We start from the raw sequence: 9,363 nt of genomic DNA, 5'->3' as shown, positions 1-9,363 counted from the left end.
ACCGAGCGCGCGGCGCTCGACGCCGCGGGCGGCCGCACCGCCGCTGATCCGGGCATCCGCTCGGGCGTCGGCAGCCCCGACACCGCCGTGGTGGACAAGGGCAGCACGACCCGCGACATCATCGCCGCGCCCCAGGGCGATGGCCGCGATGCGCAGACCCAGGTCGGCACCCCCGCCCCGGCTGCCTCGCCGACGCCGCAGAACTGAGGGTTTGCGAGCCCCTCCCGCGAAGGTGGGGGCTCCAGAACAGCAAAAGGGCCGCGGAACCCGTGTTCCGCGGCCCTTCGCTTTGTCTAGTGTCGGTTGGCTTAGAACGACGCGCCAAGCGTGAACAGCACTGCGCCGTCTGCGCCAATCGCATCCTTCCAGCCGAGCGCGGTGGTCTCGTCGGTGTTGACGTAGGACACGCCGAGCGTGAGCGCCTTCCAGGTCACTTCCGCGCCGATCGAATAGTCGAGCACTTCGCCGTCGAGGCCGCCGAGGAAGCTGTCGCTCTTGGCATAGCCGAGATGGCCCTTCAGCTTCAGCGGGGTTTCCGGGATGCCGACCGCGACGTCGGTATAGGCGTAGATCGCGCTGTCGTCGCCGAGCGAGTCCTGACCGCCCCACGCCCAGGCGAGGCCGCCCTTGATCGTGGCCGGGCCGACGGTGCCGGTCAGCGAGAAATAGGGTTCATAAATCGTGGTGTCCGCCGCGCCCGGATAGAAATAGGCGGTGACGCCGACATCGGCGGTCAGGCCCGAGGTCACTTCCTTGGCAAAGCCGGCAAACACGTCGATTTCGCTGCCGTTGTTGAAGCCGATGCCCGAGCCCCAAGTGCCGACATAAAGGCCGCTCTCATGCGCGACGGTGAAGCCGCCCTGGATGGTCGCTTCTTCATTCGTCTGGCTGAAGCCGCGGAAGCGATAGTCGCTGACGACGGTCGCCGAACCGGTGATGGTGAAGGCGTCAGGCGCTTCGGTTTCTTCCTGCGCGAACGCGGGGGTGGCAGTGGCGGCGAGCAGCAGCGCGCCGGCGATGGACTTGGTGAAACGCATGGGATCCCTTTCGTCTTGGTGCGATTTCGGTCCCCACCTGCAGTGAAAGGGCTGCCACATTAAGCTCAGAACCTGCGTCCCGGCGCGGCTATCGCCTCCCGCCGCGGGAAAGTTGCAGCAATTCGTTGCGCTGCACAATTCCATTTCGGCAGTGCGATGCAATTGCGCCGCCGCTGTTGCGGCGGCGCAACAGAATTGTAACAGGTGCGACCGTTACTTGACCGCAATAATCGCGTCGATCTCGACGGCTGCACCGCGCGGGAGCACCGCGACGCCGACCGCGGCGCGGGCGTGGCGGCCTGCCTCACCGAACAGCTTTTCCATCAGCTCCGACGCGCCATTGGCAACCTGGGGCTGTTCGGTGAAGCTGGGGGCGGAGTTGACGAACACGCCGAGCTTCACGATCCGCTCAACCCGGTCGAAGCCGCCCAGCGCCTTTTCGATCTGCGCGACGACCATCAGGCCGCAGCGCTCGGCGGCTTCCTGACCATAGGCCAGATCACGGTCTTCGCCGAGGCGGCCGGTCATCACCACCCCGTCCTTGAACGGCAGCTGCCCCGACACGTGCATCAGCCCGCCGGCGGTGACGGTAGGGACATAGGCGGCCACAGGAGCAGCGGCTTCGGGCAGTTCGAGGCCGAGTTCGGCAAGGCGGGCATGGACGTCGGTCATGGAGTCTCTCCGTGGGGTTAGGATCGGGGTGCGGGCACGCCATCGGCGAAGCGAGCGGAAATCCAGCGCCGCGCCTCTCGCCAGTCGTCGATGCGGGCGTGCGCATGCGGGGCGGCCGGGACATTGGGCGCGAGCAAGGGTTCGGACACCATGTGCAGGCGGAAGACGTGCGGTGCTTCCTGCGCGACCGACTGGTGGTGGACCGCGAGGTCGTCGACGAACACCGCGACACTCGCGCCATGCTCCTCGACCAGCTGCGCCACCGGACGGCCCTTCCCGCCCTGATTGCACTCCACGCGATGGACGATGCCGTGCGTGTCGAGCTGGGCGATGCGATGTTCACGGCAATGATCGCGCAAATTGGTAAGGATCACGATGTCGGCCTGATCGGACAGCGCCTCCAGCGCCTCGCGCGCGTGCGGCACCAGCGTCTGGCGGTCCATCTGTGCGGGGAAGAAGCCGTCGAGATAGCTCCACATCGCCTCGGGGCTCAGCGTGCTGCCGTCGCGCGGCTTCATCGCGCGCGCCCATTCATGGCTGGTCAGGTCGAACTCGATATCATGCGCCTCGTCGAGCCAGGTGCCGAAATGCCGCACCATGTGCAGCAGCACTTCGTCGCAGTCACAGATCAAGAGCGGCTTCATGCGGTCTCCAGCGCGTGGCGGGCCGCGACGAGTGCGGCGGGGGTGGTGCCGGTGGCGTCGGCGCAGGCGATCAGATCGGGCTCATGCGCCTCCAGAAAGCCGAGCACGGCGGCCAGCACCTGCGGATCGGCGGCGCGGGCACGCAGGTCGTGCGGCGAGAGGCCGGTCAGGTCGAGCAGCCGGTGGGCGCGCGCCGCATCGGACAGCGCCCAGGCCAAGGCACCCAGTGCGAGCGTCCCCGCCTCCTCATTTGTCACCGCGTCGCGCATCGCCTAGAGCTTCGCCCAATCGTTCGTTGGCCAATCGTTCGTCGAAGGGATCGCGTGGCAAAAAGGGTGCTGGTTGTCGAGGACAACGAACTCAACCTCAAACTTTTCTGCGACCTGCTGCGCGCGCACGGGTTCGAAACGATGCCGGTGCGCGATGGCCGCGATGCGGTGACGACCGCGCGCAGCTTTGCCCCCGATCTGGTGATCACCGACATCCAGCTGCCGCACATTTCCGGCATCGACATCATCGCCCGCATGCGCGGCGACCCCGCACTGAAGGCGATCCCGGTGATGGCGGTGACGGCCTATGCCGGGCAGGAGGACGAGGCCCGGATCCGCGCGGCGGGGGCGAATGCGTATGTGACCAAGCCGATTTCGGTGATGCGGTTTGTGGAGGAGGTGCAGGGGTTGTTGTGAGGGCGGATGCTGGGTGAGATGGGTATTGTTTCTCCGGAATTCTCCCCGGCATTCTTAGAGGTCCGAAGGCAAGACCTTTGAGTTGTGGGTGCGTCAGAATACAAGGCTCAGCGGGCCTTTGCGGGCCGCTGAGATAAGAGGCGATGTTATCATTCGCAGGGGGCTGCCAATGCAATGATTACGCTCAAAGAACTAGAAGCGATCTCTGCGTCTAAGGGCGACATGCCGGCAGATGAGTGGGCTGCGTTGCTAGAGAGCTGTCCCGAATGGGTCGCACAGCGAGACGCGCGCGAAGCTGCGATGCAGGCGAAAGAAAAGCGTTACCTTGAGGAGGAAACGCCTCTCCGCGAGGCACTTCACCGGCTGGGTTACCCGGTGAAGTGGGTATGGGACTTCGTGAACGCGAAGGAAAACTACTATCTTGACGCGATCCCGACCCTGATCGACCACCTGCAACGTCCTTACAACGATGAGATACGCGAGGGCATTGCTCGATCGCTAGCGATGAAGGAAGCGCGTGGCGTTGCCGGAGTTGCGGTCGTCGCGGTGTTGGGCGAAAGCGGCTTGAGCGACCAGCTACGCTGGGCGTTGGCTAATACCCTGGCGACCGTTGCCGACCGATCCAATCGGGACGCGATCAAAGCTCTGCTTCAGAGGGAAACCAACAAGGACATGGCAGATCGATTGAATAGAGCGTTGAAGACGGCTGCGAAGCCATAGCACTCTGTTGCCGCAGAGAGTGCGCGAATTCCGGGGACACAATACTTAGTTCCGGGGACACTAATTAGTTCCGGGAATTAGTTCCGGGGACACAATACTTAATTCTGTTCGCGGGTTCTCGGTCCGGGTTTGCGCCTTGCGATGGTGCGGCCGGTCAGCGCCTCCTGTGCCGCAATCCATGCGTCGGCAGCGAGCGGGCGGCCGGTGCGCAGGCGTTGCTCGATCGCCTCGACAATCGCCACTGCCCCCGTATCCGCGCGCCGTGCCGCCAATAGGCACGCCAGATGCGCGTGTGCCAGGTAATCGGCTCGACCAAGCTGAAAATTGACAATCTTTGCCAATTTATGCCAATCTCCAGTTGGAGGCCCGCCATGGCGACGATGAATATCTCTTTGCCCGACCGCATGAAGCAGTGGGTCGAAGGTCAGACGCAGGACGGGCGTTACAGCAACGCCAGCGACTATGTGCGTGACCTGATCCGTCGCGATCAGGAGCGTGCGGACAAGATCGCGCAGATGCAGTTGCTGGTCGATGAAGCGCGCGCCAGCGGGGTCAGCGACCTCACGATGGATGACATTCGCGCGACGGCTTTGCGGCAGGCCGGGCTGAAGCCCTGACATGCCGGCATACCGCTTTACGCGGGCGGCTACGCAGGACCTGGTCGCAATCTATCTGAACGGCCTGGAGCGATTCGGCCCGGTGCAGGCCGATCGGTATCACGATGGCTTGCAGCGGGCCTTTGCATTCCTCGCCGAGACGCCGCGCGCTGCCCGGCTGCGTGAAGAGATCCACCCGCCGGTGCGCGCGCATCCGTTCAAGGCGCATATCATCGTGTATGATGAAACCGAGGAGGGCGTGTTGATCCTGCGCGTCCGGCATGGGCGGGAGGATTGGATTTCAGCGCCGGAGGGGTGAGCGCGACCGCCCATCCCAAACACAAAAAGCCGCAGAAGCGATCCTTCTGCGGCTCCGCGTGCTGTGGGCGGTCCCGGCCTGCGCCGGGACTGCGTAACCTTCGCTTGCGCGAAGTTTACTTGATCTTCGCTTCCTTGAACTCGACATGCTTGCGCACGACGGGGTCGTACTTGCGGAAGCTCAGCTTCTCGGTCTGGTTGCGCGGGTTCTTCTTGGTCACATAGAAAAAGCCGGTGTCAGCGGTGCTGACGAGCTTGATCTTGACGGTAGTCGGCTTGGCCATCGCCCGGGTCCTGCAAAAATCAAAAAAAGAATAAGCGGCCCGCGCTGGCAGACCGCTGTCAGGAGGGGGCGCATGCCGGTTTGGCGCGGCGATGTCAAGCTTGGGGACGGATTCAGCGTCACGCTGCCCCTCTTCGCCGACACCCCGATCACCCCGTATCCAACGTTAGCGAGTTGTTCACCATGTTGTCGCACGCTGCGAGCATGAGATGCTGCGACATGGGAGGCGGCGATGGCGACGGGGCAGAATTGGGTGCTGACCAGCGAACTGCACCAGCGAATCGATTCGATCGCGACGCGGGCCGCGCGCGCGGCGACGTCCGACCTGGCCGCTGATCTCGACGCGATTCGCCGGATCGCGATGGCCAATGGCCTGACCCCGGCAGTGTGCATCGTCCACGCGATCGAATCGGCGCTGGCCGCGGGACAGCGCGGGCCGATGATTGCCGACGGGCTGTCGCTGCTGCGCGATGCTGTAGCGTGTGGCCGCACCGATTCGCGCGCCGACGCAGCATTCGCGGCGGCTTGCTCGATCCGCCTCGCCAGTTAGAAAGGTTCTCATGGAGGCGGTGGTCCCAGCATTCATCGCCGCATTGCTGGTCCAGGCGGGCGACCGTTCACCCTGGCTCGTCGCGATTCTGGCCGATCGCTATGGCCGCCCGTTCACCGTCGCTTTTGCCGCGCTGCTCGCCCATGCCGGGGGGAACGCCATCGCCGCGACCGGCGCGGTGCTGATCGCCCCGCTGCTGACGCCGAATGCCAAGCAGCTGCTGCTCGCGCTCGCGCTGATCTTTGCCGCGATGGGGGCGTTGTGGCGGTTGAAGGCTCCGGATCGGCTGGAGCGCTGGCGGCTGGGCGCGTTGCTGACGCCCTTGCTCGGCATCTTCGTGCTGGCGCTGGGCGATACGACGCAGTTCTTCACGCTGGCGCTGGGGGTACGCGGGCCGAGCCCGTGGTTTGCCTTTGGTGGCGCCTGTGCGGGGATTTTCGTCGTGCATCTGGCGGCAGCGCTGATGGGCGAACTCAGCTGGCGGCAGCTGCCGATCCGGGGGTTTCGCATCGGCCTTGGCTTGATCGCGCTGCTCGCCGGTGCGGTTGTTGGCGCGGGCGCGTTACGACTGATCTAGCCTGTCAATTAGCCTGATCGGGCAATTGCGCGCGCGGCGATGGACCCCAAATGGCAGAGAGTCGTTACATCTCCGACTCAACTGCCAGCGAGGGACACAATCATGGCCGACACCGCCAACAATCTGAAAACGCCGACCGACCTGAACCGCAACGACACCAAGAGTGTGGCCGACGCGCTGAACGGGATCCTGGCCGACAGCTATGCGCTGTATCTGAAGACCAAGAATTTCCACTGGCACGTGTCGGGGCCGCATTTCCGCGACTATCACCTGATGCTCGACGATCAGGCGGCGCAGATCCTGGCCACCACCGACGCGATTGCCGAGCGCGTGCGCAAGACCGGCAACACCACGCTGCGCTCGATCGGGGACATCGCGCGGCGCCAGACGATCAAGGACAATGACGCCGATTTCGTCAGCGCCGACAAGATGCTGGCCGAACTGCGTGAGGATAACCTCAAGCTGGTCGAGCTGCTGCGCGAGGCGAAGGACATTGTCGACGACGCCAAGGACAACGCCACCAGCGGCATCCTGGACGACTGGACCGATCAGGCCGAAGAGCGCGCCTGGTTCCTGTTCGAAACCAGCCGCAAGGGGTGAGATGATGCGCGGCACCGGCCCGCTTCCGAGCCCGACTACCCGGCGACAGCATCCTATGGGTAGCCGGGTGAAGGAGCGGGCCGGTGCCGCAACCGATCCAGCGGTGCTGGATCAAATAAAAAGGAAAATGGCGCACCCGAAGGGATTCGAACCCCTGGCCTCTGCCTTCGGAGGGCAGCGCTCTATCCAGCTGAGCTACGGGTGCGTGGGATGCAGCGCCTAGCAAAGCCGCGCGCGCGGCGCCAGCGTTAAACGGCGGGTTGTTGCCAGCCTTTTGGCGCGGGGGTCTTGGGCTTGAATGCGCACAGGTCTGCGACCGGGCAGCGCCAGCATTCGGGGGTGCGCGCCTTGCAGATGTAACGGCCGTGCAGGATCAGCCAGTGGTGCGCGTGGAGGCGGAAGGGTTGCGGCACGCCCTTTTCCAGCTTCTTTTCGACCGCCAGCGGCGTCTTGCCGCGCGCAAGGCCGGTGCGGTTGCCGACGCGGAACAGATGCGTGTCGACCGCGAAGGTTTCGTGGCCGAAGGCGACGTTCATCACGACATTGGCGGTCTTGCGCCCGACGCCGGGGAGTTGTTCGAGCGCGTCGCGGTCCTCCGGCACTTGGCTGCCATGCTGTGCGATCAGCGCTTCGCTCAGCGCGATGACGTTCTTCGCCTTGCTGTTGAACAGGCCGATGGTCTTGATGTGCTGTTTAAGGCCGTCCTCGCCCAGAGCGACCATCTTTTCGGGCGTATCGACTTCCGCGAACAGGCGGCGGGTCGCCTTGTTCACCCCGGCATCGGTCGCCTGCGCCGACAGCACGACGGCGACCAGCAGCGTATAATCGTTGACCGATTCGAGTTCGGTTTCGGGATGCGGATTGGCCGCGGCCAGCCGCTCGAAAAAGGCGAAGATGTCGGCTTTCTTCAAAGGCCCAGCACCGCGTCCATCGTGTAGCGCCCGGCGGGTTGGTTTGCGAGCCACAGCGCGGCGCGAACGGCTCCACGGGCAAAGATTGCGCGATCCTGCGCATAATGCGCCAATTCGATCCGCTCACCCTCGGTTGCCAGCATGACATTGTGATCGCCGACGATGCTGCCGCCGCGCAAAGAGGCAAAGCCGATCGTCCCCTCCGCCCGCGCGCCCGACAGGCCGGCGCGATCGGCGACGCGGACTTCGCCGAGCGCGACACCGCGCCCGGCGGCGGCGGCTTCGCCCAGCATCAGCGCGGTGCCCGACGGCGCGTCGAGCTTGTGGCGGTGATGGGCCTCGATAATCTCGATATCCCAATCGGGGCCGAGCCGGGTCGCCGCCTCACGCACCAGCCGGGCGAGCAGCACGACGCCGAGCGAGGTGTTGCCGGTCTGAAGCACCGCGATGTCGCGCGCGGCCTCATCGATCGCGGCATGATCGGCGGCGGTGAGGCCGGTGGTGCCGATCACGATCGGCGTGCCCGCGTCGCGCGCGGCGGCGAGATGGACGCCAAGTGCCGATGCGGTCGAGAAATCGACCAGTGCATCGGCGGCGCGCGCCAGCTCCGCCGGATCGTCGCCCGCATCCGCACCGCCGGCCAGGCGTACGCCCTGAACGGTCAGGATGTCGCGGATCGCGGTGCCCATGCGGCCAAGGCTGCCGTAAATGCCGATACTGGTCATGCGCCGTGCTTGGCGGGGCAAGCGGCGGACTGCAACAGGGTAAATATTGCGGGATCGCGCCCCTCAGCTTTTCTCTTGCGGTGCAGGCGGTTGACGGCAAAGCAAGGGCGATGTTTCTTCGCTCGCTCGCGCTCGCCGCCGCCCTGCTCTCCCCCGCCGCCGCCGCATCGCCGGAGCAGTTGTTCGAGGATGTCCGCATCCTTGCCGCCGACGACATGGCCGGGCGACTGGTAGGCACGCCGGGATCGGCCAAGGCGCGCGCCTATCTGATCGGGCGGATGCAGGGAATCGGGATCGAACCGTTCGGCGCGGGTTTCGAACAGCCGTTCACGGCAAAGCACAAGGATCAGACGCTCCACGGCGTCAATCTGGTCGGGCGTATTCGCGGGACCGGGACCAGCGACCGGGTGCTGGTGATCGGCGCGCATTACGACCATTTCGGGACGCGACACGGCCAGGTGCTGAACGGCGCCGACGACAATGCATCGGGGGTCGCGACCCTGCTGGCGATCGCGGCGGATTTTGCGCGGGAGCGACCCACGCACGACGTGATCTTCGCGCTGTGGGATGCCGAGGAGCAGGGCATGTATGGCGCGCACGCCTTTGTCGAAAAGCCACCGGTGCCGGTGGCGCGGATCGCGCTGAACCTCAACCTCGACATGATGAGCCGCAGCGACACGGGCGAATTGTGGATCGCGGGGGCGCATCATTATCCGTTTCTGCGCGCGCGGTTCGAGCGGCTGGCAGGCTCCGCGCCGGTCACGCTGAAGATCGGCCATGACGGCCCGCCGTGGAAGGGCAGCGACGACTGGACCGCCGGGTCGGACCATTATGCATTTCACCGGCGCGGCATTCCGTTCGCCTATCTGGGGGTCGAGGATTATCCCGAATATCACCAGCCGGGCGACGATTTCGATACGATCCCGAAGGACTTCTTCGCGCGGTCGGCGGCGACGGCATTGCTGGCGGCGCGGATGTTCGACCGGGAATTGGGGGCGATTGCGGTGGAGGCTGGGCGTTAGACCGACGCTATCGCTCCCCTCC

16 protein-coding genes, 1 tRNA gene and 1 pseudogene are annotated in these 9,363 nt (G+C 65.2%); 9 read left to right on the top strand and 9 right to left on the bottom strand.

Annotation, left to right across the window (positions count from 1 at the left end):
- Positions 1-207 (top strand): annotated as a pseudogene (locus KYX69_RS22530) (DUF3035 domain-containing protein); the annotation flags it as partial.
- A gap of 101 nt (positions 208-308) precedes the next feature.
- Here the strand turns inward: KYX69_RS22530 and KYX69_RS22525 are convergent.
- From KYX69_RS22525 to KYX69_RS22510, 4 genes are all read right to left on the bottom strand, one after another.
- Entirely contained in the window at positions 309-1,037 is a 729-nt protein-coding gene (locus tag KYX69_RS22525; RefSeq protein ID WP_300501606.1) for a TorF family putative porin, read from the bottom strand.
- A gap of 213 nt (positions 1,038-1,250) precedes the next feature.
- Positions 1,251-1,709: a RidA family protein gene (locus KYX69_RS22520; RefSeq protein WP_300501605.1), complete on the bottom strand. Its 459-nt coding sequence runs from the start codon at positions 1,707-1,709 to the stop codon at positions 1,251-1,253.
- Between the two features lie 17 nt (positions 1,710-1,726).
- On the bottom strand, positions 1,727-2,353 hold the full coding sequence (locus tag KYX69_RS22515) for an HAD family hydrolase (protein ID WP_300501604.1): 627 nt from the start codon (positions 2,351-2,353) through the stop codon (positions 1,727-1,729).
- Positions 2,350-2,622: a DUF3572 family protein gene (locus KYX69_RS22510; RefSeq protein ID WP_300501603.1), complete on the bottom strand. Its 273-nt coding sequence runs from the start codon at positions 2,620-2,622 to the stop codon at positions 2,350-2,352. Before KYX69_RS22510 ends, KYX69_RS22515 begins: the two co-directional genes overlap by 4 nt.
- A gap of 54 nt (positions 2,623-2,676) precedes the next feature.
- Between KYX69_RS22510 and KYX69_RS22505 the strand changes: the two genes are divergently transcribed.
- A complete protein-coding gene (locus tag KYX69_RS22505; protein WP_300501602.1) occupies positions 2,677-3,039 on the top strand; it encodes a response regulator in 363 nt (120 codons plus the stop codon).
- A gap of 174 nt (positions 3,040-3,213) precedes the next feature.
- The gene (locus KYX69_RS22500; protein ID WP_300501601.1) at positions 3,214-3,759 is read left to right on the top strand and encodes a hypothetical protein; all 546 of its coding nucleotides are present in this window, start codon (positions 3,214-3,216) and stop codon (positions 3,757-3,759) included.
- A gap of 98 nt (positions 3,760-3,857) precedes the next feature.
- Here the strand turns inward: KYX69_RS22500 and KYX69_RS22495 are convergent, their stop codons facing one another.
- Positions 3,858-4,100: a hypothetical protein gene (locus KYX69_RS22495; RefSeq protein ID WP_300501600.1), complete on the bottom strand. Its 243-nt coding sequence runs from the start codon at positions 4,098-4,100 to the stop codon at positions 3,858-3,860.
- Between the two features lie 30 nt (positions 4,101-4,130).
- On the opposite strand from KYX69_RS22495, the gene KYX69_RS22490 reads away from it, so the two are divergent.
- Positions 4,131-4,376, top strand: a complete 246-nt coding sequence (locus KYX69_RS22490) for a type II toxin-antitoxin system ParD family antitoxin (RefSeq protein ID WP_300501599.1) — start codon at positions 4,131-4,133, stop codon at positions 4,374-4,376.
- Position 4,377: 1 nt separating this feature from the next.
- Positions 4,378-4,674 carry a type II toxin-antitoxin system RelE/ParE family toxin gene (locus tag KYX69_RS22485; RefSeq protein ID WP_300501598.1) on the top strand — a complete coding sequence of 99 codons (297 nt, stop codon included), beginning with the start codon at positions 4,378-4,380 and terminating at the stop codon, positions 4,672-4,674.
- A 115-nt stretch (positions 4,675-4,789) separates the two neighbouring features.
- Here the strand turns inward: KYX69_RS22485 and rpmG are convergent, their stop codons facing one another.
- A complete protein-coding gene (rpmG, locus tag KYX69_RS22480; RefSeq protein WP_066664926.1) occupies positions 4,790-4,957 on the bottom strand; it encodes a 50S ribosomal protein L33 in 168 nt (55 codons plus the stop codon).
- A 231-nt stretch (positions 4,958-5,188) separates the two neighbouring features.
- Here rpmG and KYX69_RS22475 point away from each other — a divergent pair, with 231 nt between their 5' ends.
- The 3 genes from KYX69_RS22475 (at position 5,189) to KYX69_RS22465 (ending at position 6,683) form a co-directional block, all read left to right on the top strand.
- Entirely contained in the window at positions 5,189-5,506 is a 318-nt protein-coding gene (locus KYX69_RS22475; protein WP_300501597.1) for a hypothetical protein, read from the top strand.
- A 10-nt stretch (positions 5,507-5,516) separates the two neighbouring features.
- Positions 5,517-6,083 carry a TMEM165/GDT1 family protein gene (locus KYX69_RS22470; protein WP_300501596.1) on the top strand — a complete coding sequence of 189 codons (567 nt, stop codon included), beginning with the start codon at positions 5,517-5,519 and terminating at the stop codon, positions 6,081-6,083.
- Between the two features lie 102 nt (positions 6,084-6,185).
- Positions 6,186-6,683 (top strand): DNA starvation/stationary phase protection protein, encoded by a 498-nt coding sequence (locus KYX69_RS22465; protein WP_300501595.1) that lies wholly within the window; start codon positions 6,186-6,188, stop codon positions 6,681-6,683.
- 128 nt (positions 6,684-6,811) lie between these two features.
- On the opposite strand, the gene KYX69_RS22460 is transcribed toward KYX69_RS22465, so the two are convergent.
- From KYX69_RS22460 to dapB, 3 genes are all read right to left on the bottom strand, one after another.
- A tRNA-Arg gene (locus tag KYX69_RS22460) sits at positions 6,812-6,888 on the bottom strand.
- Positions 6,889-6,931: 43 nt separating this feature from the next.
- Positions 6,932-7,594: an endonuclease III gene (gene nth, locus KYX69_RS22455; RefSeq protein ID WP_300501594.1), complete on the bottom strand. Its 663-nt coding sequence runs from the start codon at positions 7,592-7,594 to the stop codon at positions 6,932-6,934.
- Positions 7,591-8,319, bottom strand: coding sequence for a 4-hydroxy-tetrahydrodipicolinate reductase (dapB, locus tag KYX69_RS22450; protein WP_300501593.1), 729 nt, complete (start codon positions 8,317-8,319; stop codon positions 7,591-7,593). The genes nth and dapB overlap by 4 nt, the downstream gene beginning before the upstream one ends.
- A 110-nt stretch (positions 8,320-8,429) precedes the next feature.
- On the opposite strand from dapB, the gene KYX69_RS22445 reads away from it, so the two are divergent.
- The gene (locus KYX69_RS22445) at positions 8,430-9,341 is read left to right on the top strand and encodes a M20/M25/M40 family metallo-hydrolase (protein ID WP_300501592.1); all 912 of its coding nucleotides are present in this window, start codon (positions 8,430-8,432) and stop codon (positions 9,339-9,341) included.
- The last annotated feature ends 22 nt before the right edge of the window (positions 9,342-9,363 follow it).

It is taken from the genome of Sphingomonas sp. (assembly GCF_030145815.1).
Classification (GTDB): Bacteria; Pseudomonadota; Alphaproteobacteria; order Sphingomonadales; family Sphingomonadaceae; genus Sphingomonas.
The sequence above is the reverse complement of the archived record's forward strand: the minus strand, read 5'-3'. Positions and strand labels throughout refer to the sequence as shown.